This is a genomic window from Prevotella merdae (assembly GCF_900290275.1).
GTDB classification, from domain to species: Bacteria; Bacteroidota; Bacteroidia; order Bacteroidales; family Bacteroidaceae; genus Prevotella; species Prevotella merdae.
This window is the reverse complement of sequence record NZ_LT985324.1, coordinates 1,195,893-1,218,774: the sequence shown is the minus strand read 5'-3', so window position 1 is coordinate 1,218,774 and position 22,882 is coordinate 1,195,893. Positions and strand designations below refer to the sequence as shown.

Genomic DNA, 22,882 nt, shown 5'->3' with positions numbered 1-22,882 from the left:
AAATGAGAAAAAGGGTTCTATCTTTCTTTTTGTGTACAACATCTTTGATGGTGCTCCAGGCTAATGCGGGCACTACGAAGACGCTACCTAAAGAGAAAATAGGTGTGCTGCTGAAGAATTATGTCTTGCAGAACAAGGCTAAGAACGTGTCTTATCCTACTCAACCGTATATGGAGTCGTTTGATGTAGACGACTCGAAAAAACAACTTCGACTTGTTGTTAGTCCAGCTTTTGCCACGCAGAACTTTACAGCAAAGTCGGTTAAGTTCTACTATAAGAAGCTTGCCAGTTCGCTGCCAAAGCCATACAGCCGTTACAATCTTACAATAGAGAGTGCCGGACTGCCTATCGAACAGCTTGTAGCTGGCGCAAAGACCGATGATAACGGGATTGCGGCAATATGGGGAAACATTGACTATAGTGGACAACCTTGGGTAATGAACGAGTCGAAACCCTTCTTTGTGTCGCACGGACTCTTTGACAGACATATTTCTGTATGGGCCTCGCACGGCATTTATTACGACCAAAAGAAGTCGAGATGGAAGTGGCAACGCCCTAATCTTTTTTGTACTACCGAAGACCTCTTCACGCAGACTATAGTTGTGCCATATCTTATACCGATGCTTGAGAACGCAGGTGCCGTTGTTTATACGCCACGCGAGCGCGACTGGCAGAAGAACGAGGTGATAGTGGACAACGACAACAAGCGTGGATATGTTGAGGATAATGGTAAGGAGAAGTGGCTTGACACAGAAGGCAAGGGATTCGCTTTTCATACCGGTACTTATCGTGACGGAGAAAATCCATTTGTAAGCGGTACAGCACGTAAGGTGAAGGCTGTGAAGAAAGGTGCCGAATCGTGGGCTTCTTATCAGCCAACAATACCACAGGCTGGCAGATATGCTGTATACGTGAGCTATCAGACCCTGGACAACAGCATTGACGATGCCACGTACATTGTTTTTCATAAAGGCGAGCGCACCATCTTCAAGGTGAACCAGAAGATGGGAGGTGGCACGTGGGTGTATCTCGGAACATTTGATTTTGACAAGGGTAATAGTGATGACAACCGTGTTGTCGTTACCAATTTGTCGGAGAAACGTGGAATAGTTACAACCGATGCTGTTCGTTTTGGTGGCGGTATGGGCAATATACAGCGTGGCGGTGCCATGAGTGGAATGCCACGCTGTATTGAGGGAGCACGTTATTCGGCACAATGGGCTGGCGCTCCATATAGTGTTTATGGAGGACGAGGAGGTTCTGACGATTATGCAGATGATATAAACACCCGCTCGAATATGACCAACTGGCTTGCAGGTGGTTCTGTTTATGTGCCGACACTTGACGGACTGAAGGTGCCTATTGAGTTATCGCTTGCTGTGCACAGCGATGCTGGCTATGCTAACCGTACTGATTCGATAATAGGTTCGTTGGCTATATGCACCACCAACTTTAATGACGGACGTCTTAACAGTGGAGTGTCGCGTATGGTATCACATGATTTTGCCGAGGCTTTGCTCTCAGGATTGCAGCATGACATTACGGCAAAGTATGGCAAGTGGTCGCGTCGATATCTATGGGATCGCAATTATAGTGAGACCCGAAAACCTGAGATGCCATCGGCTATTATAGAGACCATGTCGCACCAGAACTTTGGTGATATGCGTTATGGTCTTGATCCTAACTTCAGGTTTACCATGGCGAGGTCGTTGTACAAAACCATTCTGCGTTATGTAAGCAAAGGACACGAACGCCCGTTTGTTGTACAACCATTGCCGGTGAACAACCTACGTGTTGAGCGAACAGACAACCACATGTTGCGTTTGACGTGGCTCCCAGTTAAAGACGAACAAGAGCCTACAGCCGTACCGACAGCATACAATATATATATATCCGAGAATGGAGGCGGATTTGACAACGGTCGTATAGTACAAGGCACGTCGTTTGTTTTTGAGGCACGTCGAGGAGTTGTGTATAAGTTTCGTGTGACAGCCGTGAACCGTGGTGGCGAGAGTTTTCCTTCCGAGACACTTGCAGCATATCTTTCGCCTGATGCCGATGCTAAGGACATACTTGTAGTAGATGGATTCAAGCGTCTTTCGGGTCCGGCTATTGTTGATGATAATACACGTCTTGGTTTTGATCTTGACGCCGATATGGGTGTAACACTTGGATTGGCAGCTGGATGGAACGGACGTCAGCAGTGTTTTAACCGTTCGCGAGGAGGTAGCGAAGGTCCTAATGCATTAGGATATAGTGGCGATGAGCTCGCCGGAACATTTGTAATGGGCAATCAGCAGAACGCATCGGTGTGTCATGTTGAGAACATTGCACGTTCGGGTTCGTATAATGTGTTGAGCAGTTCGCTTGAGGCATTTGAGAACGACTTTGTCAAGCCTTCGCATTATAGTGTTATAGATATGGCATTTGGTATGCAGAAGGACGATGGACACTCGCTTGTGCACTACAAGACATTCTCCTCTACCTTGCAAAAGCAGGTAATGGCCTTTATACGAGGTGGCGGACGTATGTTTGTGAGCGGTGCCTATATCGGCAGCGATATGCAGAGAGGTGATGAACGTGACTTCCTTTCAGAAGTATTTAAGACATCGTATGGCGGTTCGGACTGCAATCAGACCAACAATACAGTAAACGGTCTCGGCATAAGTTTCGACCTGATACGTCATCCCAATGCCGTACATTATGCTGCGACAAATGTTAATGTTATGCGTCCGGCAAACGCTTCGTCGTTCTGTGCAATGCAATATGCCGACGGAACTGATGCTGCTGTGGCTTATGATGGAGCCGACTACAAATGCTTCGTAATGGGATTCCCGTTTGAGTGCATTAACAGTATTAAGGCACGTCAGCAGGTAATGAAGGCTGTGATGAATTTCCTAACAAAAAAATAATTGATAACTAAAACTTATATGGCTATGTACAAAATTCAAGCAAATGCCTCAGGCACAAGAAGTATAGAAGTAAGTGATGAGCACCTTAAGACACTGGCAAAGTATTCGCTACTCGATGCCCTTGTCGACAGTAATGGTATTGTAGACGAGCCGGTGCTTGACAAACTTAAACTAAATGTACGCTCGCTGCTCGAATCGTCGGGCATTAGCGACAAGAATTTGCTCGACCTCTGTCTTGACGTTATATACAATAATAATATGAAGGCTCTGGGTCTGTCTAATCTCGTGGCTCTGTACAAGGAGTGGGAAACTAAGCAACCGAGTGAGACAGAAGATCAATAAAAACTCATTAACTCTGGGGTAAAATAGGAGTTAAAGGAAGTTTAGGTTTCGTCCGTTGAATTCCGATAACTCCTTTTTGACACACCCTTGTAAATTAATTTGTAATAAAAAAACAAACAGATAATGAAAGAATTGAGGCTCACCGACTGGTTGCCTACTACCAAGAAAGAAATCGAACTTAGAGGATGGGATAATGTAGATGTTATTCTTTTCTCTGCTGACGCATATGTTGACCATCCGTCATTCGGAGCTGCCGTGATAGGTCGTACACTCGAATATGCCGGCTATCGTGTGGCTATAGTGCCACAGCCCGACTGGCATGGAGACTTCCGCGACTTCAAGAAACTCGGTCGTCCTAATCTCTTCTTTGGTGTTGCGCCCGGTTGTATGGACTCAATGGTTAACAAATATACGGCAGGCAAGCGTCTTCGCTCAGAAGATGCTTATAGTCCGGATGGACGTCACGACTGTCGTCCTGAGTATCCCACCATTGTTTATACTAAGATTCTGAAGCAGCTGTTCCCTGATGTTCCCGTTATACTTGGAGGCATTGAGGCTTCGCTGCGTCGACTTACCCATTACGACTATTGGAAGGACGGATTGCAGAAGTGTATACTTTGCGATTCGGGAGCCGACATGATAATATATGGTATGGGCGAGAAACCTATACTCGAACTTTGCCGACAGTTTTCTGAAGGCAAGCGTGTGGAGGATATACGCGACATTCCGCAGACTGTATATCTTAGTAAGGAGAGTGATATTCCTGGAGGAATAACGTCGGACGACATTGTGTTGTACAGTCATGAAGAGTGTCTGCGCAACAAAAAGGCAGAGGCAGACAACTTTCGTCATATAGAGGAAGAGTCGAATAAGATGCATGCGCAACGTTTGTTGCAAGCTGTTGACGGCAAGTATGCTGTTGTAAATCCGCCTTATCCACCGATGACAACCGAGGAGCTTGATCATTCGTTTGATCTTCCTTATACGCGATTGCCTCATCCTAAGTACAAGGGCAAGCGCATTCCGGCCTACGACATGATAAAGTTCTCGGTCAATCTGCATCGTGGTTGCTTTGGAGGATGTGCTTTCTGTACAATCAGCGCACACCAAGGCAAGTTCATTGCTTGCCGCTCAAAGGAGAGTGTATTAAAAGAGGTGAAGAAGGTGATAGAAATGCCCGACTTCAAGGGTTATCTGTCCGACCTTGGCGGACCATCGGCTAATATGTATGGTATGCATGGACGCAATCCTAAGGCATGTGCTGTGTGCAAGCGTCCATCGTGTATCAACCCACAGGTGTGCCCAAACCTTATTACCGACCATACTTCGTTGCTTGATATCTATCATGCCGTAGATGCGTTGCCTGGCATAAAGAAGAGTTTTATAGGCAGTGGTGTGCGCTACGACTTGCTTTTGCATAAGAGCAAGGACGAAAAGTCGAATGCGGCAGCGCGCCAGTATACACGCGAGTTGATTTGCAATCATGTAAGTGGTAGACTGAAGGTGGCACCTGAGCATACATCAGATGCTGTGCTTAAGCTAATGCGCAAGCCATCGTTTGCCTTGTTCGAGGAGTTTAAGCGTATCTTTGACAAGATAAATACCGAGCAGAATCTGCGTCAGCAGATTATACCTTATTTTATAAGTTCGCATCCTGGATGTCGCGAGGAGGACATGGCAGAGCTTGCCGTGATAACCAAGCGCCTTGACTTTCATCTTGAGCAGGTGCAAGACTTTACGCCAACACCTATGACTGTAAGTACCGAGACGTGGTATACGGGCTACGATCCATATACATTAGAGCCAGTGTTCTCTGCCAAGACACCACGTGAGAAACTTGCACAGCGCCAGTTCTTCTTTTGGTATAAGCCTGAGGAACGTCGTGGCATAGAGCAGGAGTTGCGCCGCATTGGCCGTTCGGATCTTATACAGAAACTATATGCTGGCGTTCCTATGCCTAACTATGGACGCAACTTTGGTAATAACCGTCGTCCTGAGTTTGAGCGAAACGAATATGAGGAGAAGCGTGGCAATGCTGGAACAAAATATGGTAAGGGCCGTAAAGATAATCACAAGGCTAATGGCCGTGGCAACAACAGCCGTAGTGAATATGGCAATGGTCGTGGCAATAATAGCCGTAATGAATATGGCAATGGTCGTAATGACAATAGCAGAAAAAGCAAGCGTAGATAAATTTGCATTTCTGTAATATTATGATAGAAAAACAGAGGGTGTGTTCAAACAGCTTACAGCGCGTTTGAGCACACCCTTTATCTTGTTTGATACTTTTTTTTACTTGGTTACTCGTATTGTTGTAGTGTATACAAAAAAAATTGTGGGCAGCCAATTGACTGCCCACAACCAACACAAAAACTAAACTAGACTTAACTAAGCTAATTCGAGGCTCTCACGAGTCCCTAATTATCACTTGCAAAGTTAATGATAATTGTTTAAACTACCCAATATATAGATATAAATTTTACCTAATGAAATGGATAATTGTCATAATGTTCGTTAAAACCGTAAAGATGTGCCATTATTTATCATAATATAGTCCAATATAGTCATAGCCGTCATGGCTTCCACTATAGGAACGGCACGTGGCAACACACATGGGTCGTGTCGTCCTTGTGCACAGAACGTAGTGGCATTACCTTCCTTGTCTATAGTTTGTTGTTCTTGCAAGATGGTTGCCACTGGCTTGAAGGCGGTACGAAAGTAGATGTCCTCACCATTGCTTATGCCGCCTTGAATGCCTCCGCTGTGATTGGTGCGAGTGCATACTTTGCCATTCTCCGAATAGAATACATCGTTCTGTTTGCTGCCGCGTGAATTGACACAATCAAAACCTTCGCCATACTCAAAACCCTTTGCAGCATTAATGCCGAGCATAGAAGCTCCGAGCATAGCATGCAGTTTGCCAAACTCTGGCTCGCCAACACCTACTGGACAACCCTTAACAACGCAAGTTATGATTCCGCCAATAGTGTCGCCATCCTTTTTTACATCAGAAATAAGCTCTTCCATTAGTCGAGCTTTCTCAGGGTCGGGGCAGCGTACCGGATTACGCTCAATCTCTGCAAAGTCGAGAGTAGAGTAGTCGCGGCTAACCTCGATGTTGCCTACTTGCGATGTGTATGCAGTAATGCTTACGCCCAGTTGTCTAAGGACAAGCTTGGCAAGAGCGCCACCCACGCAGCGGCTAATTGTAATGCGAGCCGATGAGCGTCCGCCACCACGATGGTCGCGTATGCCGTATTTGCTTGTGTAAGTAAAGTCGGCATGCGATGGACGAAACAAGTCGCGCATATTGTTGTAGTCTTTGGAATGCTGGTTGGTGTTGTGCACAACAAACCCAATAGGGCATCCTGTAGACTTGCCCTCAAACACACCGCTAAGCAATTCAACCTTGTCGGCCTCGTTGCGTGATGTAGTAATCTTGCTTTGTCCTGGACGTCGTCTGTTGAGCTCGTTTTGTATAAACTCCATATCGATGTCAATGCCAGCAGGCATTCCGTCTACAACGCCACCCACTGCAGGCCCATGGCTTTCGCCAAACGTTGTCAGGGTGAAAAGGTTTCCGAAGGTATTTCTCATTATTAATTAGTTGACGAGTTAGAGTGTGGGCATTAATTCAAGTATATATTAGTGGCAGTGTCCGCCACAGCAACCTTTGTCGTCGCCATGTCCATGGTGGCCGCATCCACCTTCGTGGCTATGGTTGTCGCAACCGCCTTCGCATCCGCCGCAATCACCACCACAGTGGCCGCCACATCCGCCACCATTGAGATGGTTTAGCATGGTCTGTATCTCTTCTTTTGTAGCTTCGCGGTTCTCGATAATGTAGCCTTTGAAGTTTAGACGGTTTCCTGCAAGAGGATGATTGAGGTCGACCTTAACTTTTGAGTCGCCAATCTCGAGTACAGTAGCGATAAAGAAGTTGCCGTCTTCGTTCTTCAAAGGAATTTGAGCTCCCTTGAATATATTTTTGCTGTCAAAGTGTCCGTCTATACAGAACATCTCCTTGTTGAGATCGATAACTCTCTTTGGCTCGTGTTCGCCGAAAGCCTGGTCCTTATCAAGTTCAAAGTCGAATTTGGCGCCACGTTCCAAATCTTGAAGCTTATCTTCAAGTGCGTCGAGAGCGGCACCAAAGCCAGTGATGAACACAAATGGTTGCTCCTGAGAAGTTTCTTCTACAAGTTTACGCTCTCCGTTGTCGTTGATGGTGAAGAGCTGATAGTGAGCTGCTATGAGCTTGTTAGTTTTATTTTCCATTTCTTTTTAATATGTTTCGTGCAAAGGTACAACAAATAAATGAGAAAGGACATAATAAAATAAAAAAGGTTTATTCTTCGTTTTTAGTGATGCTACAGCCACATCTCTACATTCAATTATGGTTTTTACAGCAAGCATAGATGCGTTTTACAGCAAGCATAGATGCGTTTGATAGCAAGCATAGATACATTTGATAGCAAGCATAGATACATTTAGTCTTAGGTCGAAACCGCACGCATATATTATCTGCACCATGTAAAGTTAATTTGCAAAGATAGGCTTAGTATCAACAATAAAAATAAAAAGCATTTTATTTTGTATTGTCTTCGATTTGCACTAACTTTGCAGATTATGATACAGGTAAAGGTTAAAGACGCTGCACTACGTGAGGCAGCGATGCAAGATATGGATTCTTTTCTTCGGGTGTTTATAGACGCTACGAAGGAGGCTATTGGCGGCGAGCTTAATGCTGACAACATGCAGCAGTTGAGCGTGTCGCAAATAACGCTGCTTGCCTATGACATTCTGCATGAGGAGGTTATGGACGGCGGATTTGTCCAATTGATATACAACGGTTATGGAGGTTTTATCTTCGATAACCCGTTTGCAAAGGTGTTGCGCGACTGGGGTTTGCGCGATCTTGCCAAGATGCTCTTTTCTGTGCGCAAGCTCTACAAGGAGTATGGAGGCAAAATACAGCGCAACTGCTCGGACGAGGAGTTTATGGCGATGTTCGAGCAATATCCCGAGTTTGACGACTATGACGACGAGTTTGTCGAGAACGAAGAGGCTTGGACTGCCGAAGTGGCACACTATGTGGACGAGCATATCGACGATTTTGTTGTTATAGAAGATTAGGGAGAACAATAAGATGAACAAGGAACAGGAACTTAAAAGAAAGAAAAGTCCGGTAAGCATAAAAAACAAGAAGGCTTCGTTCGAGTACTTCTTTGTCGAGACCTACACGGCTGGCATTGTGCTTACGGGCACAGAGATCAAGTCGATACGTTTGGGCAAGGCAAGTCTTGTCGATACATTCTGTTATATCAACAACCATGAGGTGTGGGTTAAGGGTATGAATATCTCGCCCTACTTCTATGGTTCGTTCAGCAACCACGAGGCACGCCGCGACCGTAAGTTGCTGCTTACTAAACGTGAGATTTACAAACTCGAGAATGCAACCAAGCAGCCTGGCTACACCATTGTGCCTACGCTTGTGTTTATTGACGAGCATGGACGTGCCAAGGTGGACATTGCTCTGTGCCGAGGCAAGAAAGAGTATGACAAGCGACAGACGCTAAAAGAGAAAGAAGACCGTCGCGAAATGGATAGGGCTATGAAGCACTATTAAATTGAGATAGGTGCATAGGGAGAATATAGTCATTATTTGGTAAAAAGAATTAAATGGGAAAGACTTTAAGAGAAGCCGCAAAAGACAGGATACTAATACTCGACGGTGCCATGGGCACTATGATTCAGCAGTACAAGCTTGAGGAGGAAGACTTCCGTGGTTATCGTTACCGCAAGACACCTGGCATGATGAAGGGCAACAACGACATGCTCAACATCACACGTCCTGACGTTATAACCGATATTCACCGCAAATACTTGCGTGCTGGTGCGGATATTATTTCAACCAACACCTTTAGTTCGCAACGTATAAGTCAGGCTGATTATCATCTTGAAGAGTCTGCCCGCGAGATGGCTCTTCTTGGTGTGCAACTTGCACGCAAGGCTGCCGATGAATTCTCTACAGAGGAAAAACCACGTTTTGTAGCTGCTTCTGTCGGTCCTACCAATAAGACGTGCTCGATGAGTCCGGATGTAAGCAATCCTGCAACTCGTGACATTACCTATGCACAATTGTATGATGCCTATCTTGAGCAGATTGCCGCATTTGAGGAGGGCGGAGCCGACGCAATACTTATAGAGACTGTATTCGACACTCTTAATGCAAAGGCTGCCATCGATGCCACTATGGAGGTGGAACGACGTTCGGGTAGACAGATGCCTATAATGCTAAGCATTACCGTGAGCGACCTTGCCGGACGCACACTCAGCGGACAGACTCTCGATGCTGTGCTGGCAAGCGTAAGCAGTTATCCGTTGTTCTCTATAGGACTCAACTGCTCGTTTGGTGCCGACCAGATGAAACCTTTCCTTGAAGAGCTTGCCCGACGTGCACCTTATTATATTAGTGCCTATCCCAATGCCGGACTTCCAAACAGTCTTGGACAATACGACCAGACTGCCGAGACAATGGCTCCGCTGATTAAGGATTTTGTGGACGAGGGTCTTGTCAATATCATTGGCGGATGTTGCGGAACTACCGACGAGTTTATTGCCAAGTATGTGCCTATTGTCGAAAACGCCAAACCGCATGTGCCTCAGCCTAAGCCACAGACTATGTGGCTTAGCGGACTCGAATTGCTTGACGTTACGCCCGATGTGCGATTCGTTAATGTTGGCGAGCGATGCAATGTTGCGGGCTCGCGCAAGTTCTTGCGACTTATAAAGGAGAAGAGTTATGACGAGGCTGTAAGCATAGCACGCAAGCAGGTTGCCGATGGTGCATTGGTGATAGACGTAAACATGGACGACGGTCTGTTAGATGCACGCCAGGAGATGGTTACATTTCTTAATATCATTGCCTCTGAGCCTGATATTGCAAAGGTGCCGGTGATGATCGACTCTTCTAAATGGGATGTCATTACAGCTGGTCTGCAATGTGTTCAGGGCAAGTGCATTGTCAATTCAATATCTCTTAAAGAGGGCGAAGAGGTTTTCCTCAGTCATGCGCGCGATGTTATGCGTTACGGAGCTGCTGTAGTGGTGATGTGCTTTGACGAGCAAGGCCAGGCCACAACATACGAACGCCGTATCGAGATAGCCAGCCGTGCCTATAAATTGCTTACAGAGAAGGTGGGCATGAACCCGCTCGACATTATATTCGACCCTAATGTTCTTGCCATTGCCACGGGTATGGAGGAACACGACAATTATGCTGTCGACTTTATACGTGCCGTAGATTGGATAAAGACCAATCTGCCTGGAGCTCATGTCAGCGGAGGTGTAAGCAATCTCTCGTTCTCGTTCCGTGGCAACAATTACATACGCGAGGCAATGCACTCGGTTTTCCTGTATCATGCCATTGCCAAGGGTATGGATTTTGGTATTGTCAATCCTGCCGCTAAGGTTACTTACAGCGACATTCCTGACGACCAACTCGAGATTATCGAGGATGTTGTGTTAAATCGCAAGAAGGATGCTGCCGAGCGACTTATCCAGCTTGCCGACGATATAAAACAAAAGCAAGAGGCTCTGAAGAATGGAACTGCAACCAATGGAGCCGCCAATCCTGTAGCTGCCGAACCCGAATGGCGTAGCGCTGATGTTGCGTCGCGTCTTGCCACAGCTTTGCAGAAGGGCATAGGCGACTATATGGAGGAAGACCTTAAGGAGGCTCTCGATATTTATCCCAAGGCTGTCGATATTATCGAAGGTCCGCTGATGGCTGGCATGAATAGGGTGGGCGAGTTGTTTGGTTGTGGCAAGATGTTCCTTCCGCAAGTGGTAAAGACCGCACGCACTATGAAGAAGGCTGTTGCCATACTTCAGCCTTATATCGAGGCAGACAAGAAGGAAGGCTCTACAGCTGCAGGAAAGGTGCTGATGGCTACTGTTAAAGGCGATGTACACGACATAGGCAAGAATATTGTTGATGTTGTGATGTCGTGCAACAACTACGATGTTATTGACCTTGGTGTTATGGTGCCTGCCGAACAGATAGTAAAGAAGGCTATTGAGGAAGATGTGGACATGATAGGACTTAGTGGACTTATAACGCCGAGTCTTGAGGAAATGGTGCATGTGGCTACCGAATTTGAAAAGGTTGGATTGCGTCTGCCTATAATGGTGGGCGGCGCTACAACTTCCGAGATGCACGTTGCCTTGAAGATTGCACCTATATATAGTGGTATTGTGGTATGGGTTAAGGATGCTGCGCAGAACCCTATGATTGCACAGCGATTGATGAACCCAGCCGACCGCCAAGCCTTTGAGGCTGAACTGAAGGAACGCTACGCACGATTGCGCGAAGAATATGCGGTGCATCAGCGTAAACTCTCGTCGCTCGACGAGGCAAGAAAGAATAAATTGGAACTGTTTTAATATAATATCTTTATTATGGTATTCAAAAAGAAGAGAGTGTGGCACTGCCTTCCAGGTCAGGAGCCTACCGAACTTGACAAGAAAGTAATGTACTGGGAAAACAAGGGTAAGGAGGTGCCATCGCGCGACCTTATCAAGACTCCCGAACAGATAGAAGGTATTCGCCGCAGCGGTGTTGTGAATACTGGTGTGCTTGACGAGGTGGCCAAGAATATTCGTGCCGGTATGAGCACTCTTGAAATCGACCAGATTTGTTATGATTATTGCACATCGCATGGTGCAATTCCGGCTTGCCTTAATTATGAGGGCTTTCCTAAGAGCGTGTGCACAAGTATCAACGAGGTTGTGTGCCACGGCATTCCTAAGGAAGAGGATATTCTTGAGGAGGGCGACATCGTGAATGTCGACTTCACAACCATCCTTGACGGCTATTACGCCGATGCCTCGCGCATGTTTATCATTGGTAAGACCACTCCCGAGAAGGAGCAGCTTGTGCGTGTTGCCAAGGAATGTTTGGAGATAGGTATGGAGGCAGCCAAGCCTTATTCGTTTGTTGGCGATATTGGTCATGCTATCCAGAAGCACGCCGACAAGTATCATTATGGTATTGTGCGCGACCTTTGCGGACATGGTGTTGGCCTTAAGTTCCACGAGAAGCCAGACGTAATGCACTATGGTCATAAGGGTACAGGCATGTTGCTTGTTCCTGGTATGGTGTTCACTATTGAGCCTATGGTAAACATGGGCACATGGAAGGTGTTTATCGATGCTGACGACGAGTATGGATGGGAGGTTATTACTGGCGACGAGAAACCAAGCGCTCAGTGGGAACACACATTTGTAATGACCGAACATGGTGTTGAGATATTGACTTATTAATATTATATATAATATGTACATATTAGGTATTGAGAGCAGCTGCGACGATACAAGCGCAGCGGTGCTCAACGACAACATATTGCTTAGCAATGTTACAGCTTCGCAGGATGTCCACTTCGAATATGGTGGCGTAGTGCCCGAACTTGCATCGCGTGCTCATCAGCAAAACATCGTACCTGTTGTAAGCGCTGCCTTGAAGCGTGCCGGTATTACCAAAGAGCAGCTTTCGGCTGTGGCCTTTACACGTGGTCCGGGTCTTATGGGTTCGTTGCTTGTAGGTGTAAGCTTTACCAAGGGATTTGCCCGTAGCTTGGGCATTCCTATGATAGATGTAAACCACTTGCAAGGCCATGTCATGGCTCATTTCATTAAGGAGAAGCCCGAGGATACTACGCCTCCGTTCCCGTTCATATGTCTGCTTGTGTCGGGTGGCAATTCGCAGATAGTTAAGGTTAATGCCTACAACGATATGGAGGTGCTTGGACAGACTATCGACGATGCTGCAGGCGAGGCAATTGACAAGTGCTCTAAGGTTATGGGACTTGGCTATCCTGGTGGTCCTATCATTGACCGCTTGGCACGTCAGGGCAATCCGCTTGCCTATAAATTTGCCGAGCCACACATCCCAGGCTTGGATTATAGCTTCAGTGGACTTAAGACCTCATTCCTTTACAGCTTACGCAAGTGGATTCAGGACGATCCCGACTTTATCGAGCATCACAAGAACGACCTTGCCGCAAGTCTTGAGCACACTATTGTTGATATTCTAATGAAGAAGTTGCGTCTTGCTGTAAAGCAGACTGGCATTAAGCATGTGGCTGTGGCTGGTGGCGTTTCGGCCAATAATGGTCTGCGCAATGCTTTCCGCGATCATGCCAAGCGTTATGGCTGGACTATCTATATTCCTAAGTTCAGCTATACTACCGACAATGCGGCAATGATTGGTATTACAGGATACTATAAGTTCCTCGACAAAGACTTCTGCTCAATCGACAAACCTGCATTCAGCAAGGTTACGTTCAAGTAGAATCAACAAGCCCGTTTCTTTTTGTGGAGATGGGCTTGGCCGAGACTTTTATGCAATAAAAAATAAATACAGATAATATATGGAATTTGAAAAGAAAATACTTAGCCGTGAGATTCAGCAGTATCTCTACGAGTCAGGACTTACAGTTGGTTCTGCCGAGAGCTGCACAGGCGGTCGTATAGCCGAGTCGATAATTGCCGTTCCTGGTGCTTCTACCTATTTCAAGGGTGGCGTAATCTCTTACACAAACGAGATTAAGGAGCATCTTCTTGGTGTTGACCATCAGTTGCTTGAGGAGCAGACAGCCGTGTGCGAGGATGTTGCCAAGGCAATGGTTAAGGGAGCGATAAAGACTCTTGGTGTCGACTTTGCAATAGCTTCTACTGGTACAGCAGGTCCTGGCGGTGGAACACCAAGCATTCCGGTTGGTACTATATGGCTGGCTTGCGGCAATGCCGACAACATCATTACAATGAAGCTTACTGAGGATTATGGCCGCGACATCAATCTTGCCATTGCCACCAGCAAGGCTCTGCAGATGTTTATCGATTTTCTTAAAGACAATATGCCTAAGCACGAGGACAATCGCAAGGCTCCGGTGATCCCTGTTACAGAATAGCAAATCAAGCCCCGTGTCTGCCCCCAAAATATGTATTTAAATAGGTAAAAGTCAATGCAATAGCACTTTATACTGTCTGAAAACAAAAAAAACATTAAATAAACAATATTAGTTAAGAGAATGTTTTGTCATTTCAGAAAAAGTCGCTAATTTTGCATCCTGTTTGGAATAGGTATCAAAAACGAATACAAAAAAGAAGATAGAAATGTCGAAAATTTGTCAGATTACGGGAAAGAAAGCCCAGATAGGTAACAACGTATCACACTCAAAGCATCGCACAAAGCGTTCTTTCGATGTGAACTTGTTCAGCAAGAAGTTCTACTATGTAGAGGAGAGCTGCTGGATTAGCCTCAAGATTAGCGCAGCGGGTCTGCGTCTTATTAACAAAGTGGGCTTGGACGCTGCCCTTAAGCAGGCTGTGTCTAAAGGCTATTGTGACTGGAGTGACATTAAAGTTATAGGAGAATAAGTAAATGGCATCTAAGAAAGCAAAAGGCAACAGAGTACAGGTTATTCTGGAGTGCACTGAAATGAAGAACAGCGGTATGCCTGGAACAAGCCGTTACGTGACTACCAAGAATCGTAAGAATACTCCGGACCGTATGGAATTAATGAAGTATAACCCTATCCTTAAGAAGATGACTCTTCACAAGGAGATTAAGTAATAACGTTTAAGATATGGCAAAGAAAGCGGTCGCTACCCTCCATGAAGGTTCATCGGACGGTCGCGCATATACAAAGGTTATCAAGATGGTAAAGAGCCCTAAGACCGGCGCTTATGTTTTCGACGAGCGTATGGTTCCTAACGAGGCTGCTAAGGACTTCTTCAAGAAGTAATTCTTTTAGAAATCTTACAACTACAGATATTTAAGGCGGTGTCATTAATTTGACACCGCCTTTTTTGTGCTTGTATGCTAACAATACAATAAGAGGCTACAACAAAATCTTGTCATAGCCTCTTATTGTATAATGTATAGTAATGTATTTTATTTAGTTCCGATAAACGGTTTTAACGGTTCTGATACATGTCGTCGTAGTATTTCTGATAGTCGCCCGACGTTACGTTGTCCATCCATGCCTGGTTGTCAAGATACCAGCGTACGGTCTTCTCTATGCCTTCCTCAAATTGCAACGAAGGCTCCCATCCAAGTTCGCGTTGTAGTTTGCGCGAATCAATAGCGTAGCGCATGTCGTGTCCCATACGGTCGGTTACGTGGGTTATAAGGTTGAGGTCCTCGCCCTCCTTGCGTCCCAGCAGTCGGTCTACGGTCTTTATAAGTACATGTATGATGTCGATGTTCTTCCACTCGTTAAATCCGCCTATGTTGTAAGTGTCGGCCACCTTGCCATTGTGGAATATCAAGTCGATGGCTCGTGCATGATCCTCAACATACAGCCAGTCGCGCACGTTCAGTCCCTCGCCATATACTGGCAATGGCTTGCGGTGGCGTATGTTGTTGATGAATAGTGGAATCAGTTTCTCAGGGAACTGGTACGGGCCATAATTGTTTGAGCAGTTGGTCACGATGGTAGGCATTCCGTAAGTGTCGTGGAAAGCTCGTACAAAGTGGTCTGACGAAGCCTTTGAGGCAGAGTAGGGCGAGTGTGGATTGTATTTTGTTTCCTCCGTAAAGAAGTCCTTGCCGTAAGCGTGATGGTGGTCCGACGAAGCCTTTGTAGTGAACGGACTCTCTATGCCTTCTGGATTTGTCAGCTCAAGAGCTCCGTACACCTCATCGGTAGAAATATGGTAGAACATCTTGCCGTCGTATTTCTCAGGCAGACTTTCCCAGTACAGTTTTGCAGCTTGCAGCAGGGTTAGTGTTCCCATAACGTTTGTGCGTGCAAATGTGAACGGGTCTTTTATCGAGCGGTCTACATGACTCTCGGCTGCAAGGTGAATAATGCCATTCACCTCATACTTCTTCATAAGGTCCATCACCAGCTCAAAGTCGCATATGTCGCCTTTCACAAATGTATAGTTATCGCGGTCCTCGATGTCCTTTAGGTTGGCAAGATTGCCAGCGTAAGTCAGCTTGTCGAGGTTTATTATGCGGTAGTCGGGATACTTGTTCACAAAGAGTCTAACTACGTGCGAACCAATAAATCCGGCGCCACCTGTGATAATGATACTTCTCATAAAATTTAATTATTAATGTGTAACGATTAGTTGTTTGTAGAGTCGTTTAGTTGCTTGATGCACACCTTTAGCGAGTCGGTCCAGTATGGCACCTTAAAGCCGAATGTTTTCTTCAGCTTCGACTTGTCCAGCACAGAGAAGTGCGGACGTTCTACCGGACTGGGGAATTCCTCGCTGTAGCAAGGTTGTATATCGCATGTGTTGCCCGACATTTCGCAAATCAGTTTTGCAAAGTCGAACCATGAGCACACTCCCTCGTTGGAGAAATGGTAAATGCCCGTCTTCTCCAGTTGGTTTGTGTTGATGATGTGTGCAATCACGTCGGCCAGGTCGCCTGCAAATGTTGGTGTTCCCACTTGGTCGAACACCACCTTCAGCGAGTCCTTTGTTGCCGTCAGATTCTGCATTGTCTTCACAAAGTTCTTGCCCCATTGCGAGTAGAGCCACGCCGTGCGTATTATGATATGTTTGCATCCGGTAGCTTCTATAGCCTTCTCGCCAGCCAGTTTTGTCTTGCCATAAACACCCAGAGGGTTTGTGGCCCAATCCTCGCGGCAAGGCGTGTTGCGGTCGCCTTTGAACACATAGTCGGTACTGATGTGAATCAGCGTTCCGTCCACTTCTTTCATTGCTGCTGCAAGGTTGCCAGCAGCTGTATTGTTCAGCATATTGGCCGTGTCGTAGTCCGATTCAGCCTTGTCCACATTAGTGTAGGCGGCGCAGTTTACAATCAGCTTTATGCCAAGCTCCTTCACCATCTCGCGTATGGCGTCGATATTGGTAATGTCGAGTTTCTTGTAGCCCTCGGCAACGTCAGTAAACGTAAAAGTATGTTGGCTGTTTTTAGCCACACGTTGCATCTCGTGTCCGAGTTGTCCGTTGGCTCCAGTAACAAGAATGTTCATCGTATTGTTTTTTTTGTCGTTTCAAACATCATTATTTAGTACAATGGCGTGTCTATACTGAATGGCGAGTCAAAATCCTTCAGCAGTTCGTGCTTGGTGTCCTTCTCGCTCAGTATAGCCTTGTCGGTAGGTATGCGCCAGTCTATTCCCAATGAGTCGTCAAGTATTGAAATTCCTCCATCTGCTTCAGGATGATAGAAGTTGTCGCATTTGTATTGAAACACAGCCACATCGCTTAGCACGGCAAATCCGTGTGCAAATCCGCGTGGAACGAAGAATTGTCTGTGGTTGTCTTCGGTCAGCTCCACAGCCACATGCTTGCCGTAAGTTGGCGATCCCTTGCGTATATCCACAGCCACATCCAACACGCGTCCTTTTACGCAGCGCACAAGCTTGCTCTGTGTGAAGGGCGGACGTTGGAAATGCAGACCGCGCATCACGCCGTACGACGACATGCTTTCGTTGTCCTGACAAAAGTCTATCTTGCCTATTTTCTCCTCAAACTCGCGTTGCGAATAGCTTTCAAAGAAATAGCCTCTTGCATCCTTAAAGATACGTGGCTCTATTATCACCACGCCATCTATTCCTGTTTTTATTACTTCCATAGAAGGATTATTGTATGTATGTTTTTATTTGTAAACAATGCAAAGTTACGTATTTATTCTTTAACTTTGCAATCAAATAGCGAATAAACTAACATTCGATAGCAAATAATATAAAACTCTAATAAATATCAATAATCATGGAAAGAAAAACAGCTCTTATCACTGGTGCCACAAGCGGAATAGGCGAGGCTTGTGCACGTCGTTTTGCCAATGGTGGCTACAATATTATAATTACGGGTCGTACAGCCGACAAGCTTCAGGCGCTTAAGGCCGAGCTTGTGACCGAGGGCGTTTCTGTTCTTGCTCTTGCGTTTGATGTTTGCGACCGCAATGCCACTCGCGAGGCTGTCAACAGCATCCCCGAGAGTTTCAAGCCTATTGATGTGCTCATCAATAATGCTGGTCTTGCGCGCGGTCTTGAGCCCGAGTACGAAGGTAGTTTTCAGGACTGGGACGAGATGATTGACACCAACATAAAGGGTCTGCTCAACATGACGCGTCTTGTTGTTCCACAGATGGTCAGCCTCAACCATGGTCATGTTATTAACATAGGTAGTGTGGCTGGCGACGCTGCTTATGCAGGTGGTGGTGTTTATTGTGCCACAAAGGCTGCCGTCAAGGCCTTGACCGATGGCTTGCGTATTGATGTGGCTCACACACGTGTGCGTGTTACCAATCTTAAGCCGGGACTTGTAGAAACCAATTTCTCTAATGTTCGTTTCCATGGCGACAACCAGCGTGCCGACAATGTTTACAAGGGCATCGAGCCTCTGCGTGGTGCCGACATCGCCGATGTTGCCTTCTATGCTGCAAGCGCTCCCGAGCATGTCCAGATAGCCGAAGTGTTGGTTCTTGCCACACATCAGGCCAACGGAACTGTGGTGCACAGAGAGAAGTAAAAACTAATCAACTGTCAATATGAACAAACGTGAATACGCTAAGGCAAACCTCGAATGGCTTGCTGCCAAAGCTCAGGAGGAGGGCGTAATGGCTCTTCCTCGTGGCATTTATTATAAGGTGTTGTCACAGGGCAATGCCGACGGCAAGCATCCTACACCTCGCAGTATAGTAACCGCTCATTATACGGGCCGCACCATCAATGGCAAGAAGTTCGACTCCAGTCGTGGCGGAGCTCCTTTGGCTGTACGCCTGTGCGATCTTATAGAAGGATGGATTGTCGCTATGCAGCAGATGTGCGTTGGCGACAAGTGGGAGGTTTACATCCCTGCCGACATGGGCTACGGCAAGTTCTCGCAGCCTGGAATCCCCGGCGGCTCAACGCTTATTTTCGAGATAGAATTACTGGGTATTGCTTAGATACTGTCTTAGATTATTAGTCGTATTTGAGTATTTTGGCCACAATTATTAGTCGTATTTGAGTATTTTACGCTCGATTATTAGTCGTATTTGAGTATTTTTATATATCTTTGTGTCTGAAAATCAAACGTTTATAACTATGCGAGAATACATACAAAGAAACATAGACGCTCAGCTCCTATCTTGGAAAGAGGATGTAATGCGTAAGCCTCTCTTGATTCGAGGTGCCCGACAGGTAGGCAAGTCGTCTGCCATCAGGCATTTCGGCAAGGAGTTTAAGTATTTTGCCGAGGTTAATTTTGAGCGTCATAAGGCTGTCAAGAGTTTCTTTCAGGGCGATGTTGATGTGCATCTCATAGTCCAAAAAATTGCCAGTTATATTAATGTCCCGATTGAGGAAGGCAAGACTCTTCTTTTTCTGGACGAGATACAAGAGTGTCCTGAGGCCATTATGGCCTTAAGGTTTTTCAAGGAGGATTATCCCGAACTGCATGTTGTTGCTGCAGGGTCGCTCCTCGAGTTTACGCTTCAAGAACTTCCAACTTTTGGGGTCGGCCGAATCCATTCCTTGTTTATGTATCCTATGACTTTCGACGAGTTTTTAGGGGCCAATCAAGAGCAACGGCTAATGGAAATGCGCAATCAGGCTGATAGCGACAATCCGCTTGATACGGCTTTTCACGACAAGCTGATAGAATACTTCAGAATCTACATGCTTGTGGGGGGAATGCCCGAGGCTGTTATGGCATGGATTAAGACTCACGACTTTAATGCTTGTCGCAGCATTCAGGAAGATATTGTTCTTACCTATGAGGACGATTTCGCAAAATACAAGCGACGCGCCAATCCCGATTTGTTGCGAACTACCATGAGGGGTGTTTGTCACCAAGTGGGCGAGAAAATCACATACCGACAGATTTCCACCGATTTCCAAAGCTCCCAAATCAGAGAGGCGTTAAGGTTGCTTACGCTTGCGGGAATAGTCACTCCCGTTGTCTCTACTTCGGCTAATGGCATTCCGCTTGATGCCGAGGCCGACGAGAAGAGTCTTAAGATGCTGTTCCTCGACACCGGTCTGCTGCTTGCTGTTTTGCAGCTTGAGGGCAATTTGGCGCAAACTCTCGTCCAGCTTATTATGGCCGGAACACCACAAGAGTTGGTTAATAAGGGTGGGCTGACAGAAATGCTTGCTGGACTTGAGATTATGCGTAATAAACCTTGTGTTCAGCGTCAGAAAATGTTTTATTGGGAAAAGAAAGGCAATAGTGTTGCCGAGATCGACTATCTGGAAATCCTCAATCTCAAAATCATGCCGATAGAGATAAAATCGGGTACGCAGGGTGGAATGAAGAGTCTGTGGCTCTTTATGCGCGAGAAACATCTCACCGAAGCTTTGCGATGTTCTTTAGAGAATTTTGGACATTTCGAATATGTTGATCATGCCGACAACGACGTTGTCAGACATGTTACAATTCTCCCTCTTTACGCTTTGTCTCAATTATAAATCAACTCTGCTTGCGCAAGTTGTGAATGTAATGAAATTCAAAGTCATAGAAGTAAAAAAAATAAACTAACAACAAAATAATGCTATTATGAACATCAACCGAACTATCTTTACCCTCGGCTTGGCCTCTGCACTTTTGCAGATGCCTGCCCCCATGTTTGCCCAAGGCTCGTTAAGTGAAGAGTGAAGAACGAAGAGTGAAGAATCCAATAGTTAAGTGAAGAGTGAAGAACGAAGAGTGAAGAATCCATATGTTAAGGGAAAAGTGAAGAACGAAGAGTGAAGAATCCAATGGTTTAAGTCAAGAACGAAAAGAGAAAAGTGAAGAATCCAATGGTTTAAGTGAGGAAACCGCAAGAAAGGAGTGTTGGGCAAAGCCCAACCAAACCTCTTGTTCTCGTTTTGCTCAATCAATCCTTTGCCATTCTTCTCATGTTCTCTTGTTCTCCTGTCTTTCCAAAAAATCATGTTCTCTTGTTCTCATGTCTTTCCCCAAAAACATGTTCTTCTGTTCTCATGTCTTTCCAAAAACCATGTTCTCATGTCTTCCCCCAAAACCATGTTCTTCTGTTCTCCTGTCTTAATAAAACTTGTTCTCATGTCTTAATAAAAACTTAAAAACATGTAAGTGAAAAATTAAATAGTGAAAAATATGATAAATCGACTGTTATCTTTCCTCGATGCTTCGCCAGTTAATTTTCTGGCTGTTAAGAACATCGCTGATATGCTTGAGGCTGGCGGATTCCGCCGCCTCAACCCAGCCTTGCCTATTGGCACGGTTAACGTGGGTGACCGCTTCTTTGTTACCAAGAACGACTCGTCTATATTTGCCTTCCGCATTGGCGCCAAAACGCTTGCCGATGCTGGTTTCCACATGATTTGCGCACATGCCGACTCGCCCACGTTCCGCATCAAGCCTAATGCTGAGATGCTATGCGAGGGCGGACTCGTAAAGCTTAATACCGAGGTGTATGGCGGACCTATTATGTCTACTTGGTTCGACCGTCCGCTCACCCTTGCCGGACGTGTCATTGTGCGCTCTCAAGACGTTATGCAACCGCAGACCATGCTACTGCATATCAAGCGCCCCTTGCTGCAGATAAGCAATCTTGCCATCCACTTCAACCGCCAGGTAAACGATGGCGTAAAGCTCAGCAAGCAGAAGGATGTGCTGCCGTTGCTCGGACAAATCAACAGTCAGCTTGAAGCAGGCAACTTGCTTATGAATGTTATTGTTGAAGAGCTAAATAAGCAGCGCCCTATCCAACAAGAGGACATTCTCGACTTCGACCTCTATCTTGCCGACACCACACCTGCTTGCACCTTCGGCGCGCACAACGAGTTTATCTCTGCCGGACGTCTCGACGACCTCTCTATGTGTTTTGCCGGTCTTGAGGCCATGCTTGCTGCCCACGACACCGACACCACACAAGTGCTTGCCATCTTCGACAACGAGGAGACGGGCTCGCAAACTAAGCAGGGAGCAGGTAGCCCCTTCCTATCGTATATGCTCAAGCGCATTGCTTTGGCGCAGAGCCAAACAGAGGAGGCTTACTATCAGGCTGTAGAGCGTGCCTTCATGATTTCTGCCGACAATGCCCACGCATGGCACCCAAATTATGCCGAGAAGTACGACCCCACCAATCATCCTATGCTTGGCGGCGGACCGGTCATCAAGTTTAATGCGGCTCAGAAGTACGCTTCCGATGCTGCCTCTGCAGCCGTGTTTGCAAGTTTGTGTGCCAAGGCAGGTGTTCCATGCCAGCGCTTTGTCAACCATAGTGATGTGGCAGGTGGTAGCACCCTCGGCAATATTCTTGCCTCGTCTATCCCATTGCGTGGCGTAGATATGGGCAACGCCATCCTGGCCATGCACAGCTGTAGAGAGACTGGTAGCGTGCGCGACCATGAATATTGCGTTAAGGTATTTACTGAATTTTTTGAATTATGAGTTTAGTTCCCACAGAACGCACTCTAAGTTTGCAGAAGAAAGCAATTAGGCTAAATAATCAAGGTAAAACTATGATTGCTAAAGACAGTTTCGTACCTTTGTTGTAAAAAGGTAGAATCGGTCTGTCGAAGAGGTAAACCAAAGATCGCACAAGTNGCACTCTAAGTTTGCAGAAGAAAGCAATTAGGCTAAATAATCAAGGTAAAACTATGATTGCTAAAGACAGTTTCGTA

The 22,882-nt window shown here is 46.1% G+C and carries 21 protein-coding genes; 16 read left to right on the top strand and 5 right to left on the bottom strand.

Features of this window, described 5'->3' with window-relative positions; all coding sequences use genetic code 11:
• The first annotated feature begins 2 nt into the window (after window positions 1-2).
• The 3 genes from C9991_RS11625 to C9991_RS11615 all read left to right on the top strand — a co-directional run bounded on the left by C9991_RS11625 (window position 3) and on the right by C9991_RS11615 (window position 5,447).
• Window positions 3-2,912 carry a golvesin C-terminal-like domain-containing protein gene (locus C9991_RS11625; protein WP_106812658.1) on the top strand — a complete coding sequence of 970 codons (2,910 nt, stop codon included), beginning with the start codon at window positions 3-5 and terminating at the stop codon, window positions 2,910-2,912.
• A gap of 24 nt (window positions 2,913-2,936) precedes the next feature.
• Entirely contained in the window at window positions 2,937-3,254 is a 318-nt protein-coding gene (locus tag C9991_RS11620; RefSeq protein WP_106812833.1) for a DUF8442 family protein, read from the top strand.
• Between the two features lie 123 nt (window positions 3,255-3,377).
• Window positions 3,378-5,447 carry a YgiQ family radical SAM protein gene (locus tag C9991_RS11615; protein WP_106812657.1) on the top strand — a complete coding sequence of 690 codons (2,070 nt, stop codon included), beginning with the start codon at window positions 3,378-3,380 and terminating at the stop codon, window positions 5,445-5,447.
• A 321-nt stretch (window positions 5,448-5,768) separates the two neighbouring features.
• Here the strand turns inward: C9991_RS11615 and aroC are convergent, their stop codons facing one another.
• Together aroC and C9991_RS11605 are read right to left on the bottom strand one after the other, a co-directional pair.
• The gene (aroC, locus tag C9991_RS11610) at window positions 5,769-6,851 is read right to left on the bottom strand and encodes a chorismate synthase (RefSeq protein ID WP_106812656.1); all 1,083 of its coding nucleotides are present in this window, start codon (window positions 6,849-6,851) and stop codon (window positions 5,769-5,771) included.
• A 48-nt stretch (window positions 6,852-6,899) separates the two neighbouring features.
• The gene (locus C9991_RS11605) at window positions 6,900-7,532 is read right to left on the bottom strand and encodes an FKBP-type peptidyl-prolyl cis-trans isomerase (RefSeq protein ID WP_106812655.1); all 633 of its coding nucleotides are present in this window, start codon (window positions 7,530-7,532) and stop codon (window positions 6,900-6,902) included.
• Window positions 7,533-7,883: 351 nt separating this feature from the next.
• Between C9991_RS11605 and C9991_RS11600 the strand changes: the two genes are divergently transcribed.
• The 9 genes from C9991_RS11600 (at window position 7,884) to C9991_RS11560 (ending at window position 15,064) form a co-directional block, all read left to right on the top strand.
• Window positions 7,884-8,390: a DMP19 family protein gene (locus C9991_RS11600; RefSeq protein ID WP_106812654.1), complete on the top strand. Its 507-nt coding sequence runs from the start codon at window positions 7,884-7,886 to the stop codon at window positions 8,388-8,390.
• Between the two features lie 13 nt (window positions 8,391-8,403).
• Window positions 8,404-8,883, top strand: a complete 480-nt coding sequence (smpB, locus tag C9991_RS11595; protein WP_094879555.1) for an SsrA-binding protein SmpB — start codon at window positions 8,404-8,406, stop codon at window positions 8,881-8,883.
• Window positions 8,884-8,936: 53 nt separating this feature from the next.
• Window positions 8,937-11,702 carry a methionine synthase gene (gene metH, locus C9991_RS11590; RefSeq protein ID WP_106812653.1) on the top strand — a complete coding sequence of 922 codons (2,766 nt, stop codon included), beginning with the start codon at window positions 8,937-8,939 and terminating at the stop codon, window positions 11,700-11,702.
• 15 nt (window positions 11,703-11,717) lie between these two features.
• On the top strand, window positions 11,718-12,581 hold the full coding sequence (gene map / locus C9991_RS11585; RefSeq protein ID WP_106812652.1) for a type I methionyl aminopeptidase: 864 nt from the start codon (window positions 11,718-11,720) through the stop codon (window positions 12,579-12,581).
• A gap of 13 nt (window positions 12,582-12,594) precedes the next feature.
• Window positions 12,595-13,608 (top strand): tRNA (adenosine(37)-N6)-threonylcarbamoyltransferase complex transferase subunit TsaD, encoded by a 1,014-nt coding sequence (tsaD, locus tag C9991_RS11580; protein ID WP_106812651.1) that lies wholly within the window; start codon window positions 12,595-12,597, stop codon window positions 13,606-13,608.
• A gap of 79 nt (window positions 13,609-13,687) precedes the next feature.
• The gene (locus C9991_RS11575; RefSeq protein WP_106812650.1) at window positions 13,688-14,227 is read left to right on the top strand and encodes a CinA family protein; all 540 of its coding nucleotides are present in this window, start codon (window positions 13,688-13,690) and stop codon (window positions 14,225-14,227) included.
• Window positions 14,228-14,432: 205 nt separating this feature from the next.
• On the top strand, window positions 14,433-14,696 hold the full coding sequence (gene rpmB / locus C9991_RS11570; RefSeq protein ID WP_106812649.1) for a 50S ribosomal protein L28: 264 nt from the start codon (window positions 14,433-14,435) through the stop codon (window positions 14,694-14,696).
• 4 nt (window positions 14,697-14,700) lie between these two features.
• Window positions 14,701-14,892: a 50S ribosomal protein L33 gene (rpmG, locus tag C9991_RS11565; RefSeq protein WP_106812648.1), complete on the top strand. Its 192-nt coding sequence runs from the start codon at window positions 14,701-14,703 to the stop codon at window positions 14,890-14,892.
• Window positions 14,893-14,905: 13 nt separating this feature from the next.
• Window positions 14,906-15,064 carry a DUF4295 domain-containing protein gene (locus tag C9991_RS11560; protein WP_106812647.1) on the top strand — a complete coding sequence of 53 codons (159 nt, stop codon included), beginning with the start codon at window positions 14,906-14,908 and terminating at the stop codon, window positions 15,062-15,064.
• Between the two features lie 172 nt (window positions 15,065-15,236).
• Here C9991_RS11560 and C9991_RS11555 read toward each other — a convergent pair whose 3' ends face one another.
• Genes C9991_RS11555 through rfbC form a run of 3 tightly spaced genes read right to left on the bottom strand, consistent with a single transcriptional unit; the run spans window position 15,237 to window position 17,877 of the window.
• On the bottom strand, window positions 15,237-16,367 hold the full coding sequence (locus tag C9991_RS11555; RefSeq protein ID WP_106812646.1) for a dTDP-glucose 4,6-dehydratase: 1,131 nt from the start codon (window positions 16,365-16,367) through the stop codon (window positions 15,237-15,239).
• Window positions 16,368-16,393: 26 nt separating this feature from the next.
• Window positions 16,394-17,272: a dTDP-4-dehydrorhamnose reductase gene (rfbD, locus tag C9991_RS11550; RefSeq protein ID WP_106812645.1), complete on the bottom strand. Its 879-nt coding sequence runs from the start codon at window positions 17,270-17,272 to the stop codon at window positions 16,394-16,396.
• Between the two features lie 35 nt (window positions 17,273-17,307).
• Window positions 17,308-17,877: a dTDP-4-dehydrorhamnose 3,5-epimerase gene (gene rfbC, locus C9991_RS11545; RefSeq protein ID WP_106812644.1), complete on the bottom strand. Its 570-nt coding sequence runs from the start codon at window positions 17,875-17,877 to the stop codon at window positions 17,308-17,310.
• A gap of 137 nt (window positions 17,878-18,014) precedes the next feature.
• Here rfbC and C9991_RS11540 point away from each other — a divergent pair, with 137 nt between their 5' ends.
• The 4 genes from C9991_RS11540 to C9991_RS11525 all read left to right on the top strand — a co-directional run bounded on the left by C9991_RS11540 (window position 18,015) and on the right by C9991_RS11525 (window position 22,649).
• Window positions 18,015-18,776, top strand: a complete 762-nt coding sequence (locus C9991_RS11540) for an SDR family NAD(P)-dependent oxidoreductase (RefSeq protein ID WP_106812643.1) — start codon at window positions 18,015-18,017, stop codon at window positions 18,774-18,776.
• Window positions 18,777-18,795: 19 nt separating this feature from the next.
• A complete protein-coding gene (bamJ, locus tag C9991_RS11535) occupies window positions 18,796-19,194 on the top strand; it encodes a BamJ family beta-barrel-assembly machinery protein (RefSeq protein ID WP_106812642.1) in 399 nt (132 codons plus the stop codon).
• Between the two features lie 139 nt (window positions 19,195-19,333).
• Window positions 19,334-20,698, top strand: coding sequence for an ATP-binding protein (locus tag C9991_RS11530; RefSeq protein ID WP_198643799.1), 1,365 nt, complete (start codon window positions 19,334-19,336; stop codon window positions 20,696-20,698).
• Between the two features lie 652 nt (window positions 20,699-21,350).
• Window positions 21,351-22,649 (top strand): M18 family aminopeptidase, encoded by a 1,299-nt coding sequence (locus tag C9991_RS11525; protein WP_106812641.1) that lies wholly within the window; start codon window positions 21,351-21,353, stop codon window positions 22,647-22,649.
• The last annotated feature ends 233 nt before the right edge of the window (window positions 22,650-22,882 follow it).

Excerpts from the sequence above, each read along its gene's own strand:
- C9991_RS11625 (WP_106812658.1), top strand. The coding sequence starts at position 3 with ATGAGAAAAAGGGTTCTATCTTTCTTTTTGTGTACAACATCTTTGATG.
- C9991_RS11620 (WP_106812833.1), top strand. The coding sequence starts at position 2,937 with ATGTACAAAATTCAAGCAAATGCCTCAGGCACAAGAAGTATAGAAGTA.
- C9991_RS11615 (WP_106812657.1), top strand. The coding sequence starts at position 3,378 with ATGAAAGAATTGAGGCTCACCGACTGGTTGCCTACTACCAAGAAAGAA.
- aroC (WP_106812656.1), bottom strand. The coding sequence starts at position 6,851 with ATGAGAAATACCTTCGGAAACCTTTTCACCCTGACAACGTTTGGCGAA.
- C9991_RS11605 (WP_106812655.1), bottom strand. The coding sequence starts at position 7,532 with ATGGAAAATAAAACTAACAAGCTCATAGCAGCTCACTATCAGCTCTTC.
- C9991_RS11600 (WP_106812654.1), top strand. The coding sequence starts at position 7,884 with ATGATACAGGTAAAGGTTAAAGACGCTGCACTACGTGAGGCAGCGATG.
- smpB (WP_094879555.1), top strand. The coding sequence starts at position 8,404 with ATGAACAAGGAACAGGAACTTAAAAGAAAGAAAAGTCCGGTAAGCATA.
- metH (WP_106812653.1), top strand. The coding sequence starts at position 8,937 with ATGGGAAAGACTTTAAGAGAAGCCGCAAAAGACAGGATACTAATACTC.
- map (WP_106812652.1), top strand. The coding sequence starts at position 11,718 with ATGGTATTCAAAAAGAAGAGAGTGTGGCACTGCCTTCCAGGTCAGGAG.
- tsaD (WP_106812651.1), top strand. The coding sequence starts at position 12,595 with ATGTACATATTAGGTATTGAGAGCAGCTGCGACGATACAAGCGCAGCG.
- C9991_RS11575 (WP_106812650.1), top strand. The coding sequence starts at position 13,688 with ATGGAATTTGAAAAGAAAATACTTAGCCGTGAGATTCAGCAGTATCTC.
- rpmB (WP_106812649.1), top strand. The coding sequence starts at position 14,433 with ATGTCGAAAATTTGTCAGATTACGGGAAAGAAAGCCCAGATAGGTAAC.
- rpmG (WP_106812648.1), top strand. The coding sequence starts at position 14,701 with ATGGCATCTAAGAAAGCAAAAGGCAACAGAGTACAGGTTATTCTGGAG.
- C9991_RS11560 (WP_106812647.1), top strand. The coding sequence starts at position 14,906 with ATGGCAAAGAAAGCGGTCGCTACCCTCCATGAAGGTTCATCGGACGGT.
- C9991_RS11555 (WP_106812646.1), bottom strand. The coding sequence starts at position 16,367 with ATGAGAAGTATCATTATCACAGGTGGCGCCGGATTTATTGGTTCGCAC.
- rfbD (WP_106812645.1), bottom strand. The coding sequence starts at position 17,272 with ATGAACATTCTTGTTACTGGAGCCAACGGACAACTCGGACACGAGATG.
- rfbC (WP_106812644.1), bottom strand. The coding sequence starts at position 17,877 with ATGGAAGTAATAAAAACAGGAATAGATGGCGTGGTGATAATAGAGCCA.
- C9991_RS11540 (WP_106812643.1), top strand. The coding sequence starts at position 18,015 with ATGGAAAGAAAAACAGCTCTTATCACTGGTGCCACAAGCGGAATAGGC.
- bamJ (WP_106812642.1), top strand. The coding sequence starts at position 18,796 with ATGAACAAACGTGAATACGCTAAGGCAAACCTCGAATGGCTTGCTGCC.
- C9991_RS11530 (WP_198643799.1), top strand. The coding sequence starts at position 19,334 with ATGCGAGAATACATACAAAGAAACATAGACGCTCAGCTCCTATCTTGG.
- C9991_RS11525 (WP_106812641.1), top strand. The coding sequence starts at position 21,351 with ATGATAAATCGACTGTTATCTTTCCTCGATGCTTCGCCAGTTAATTTT.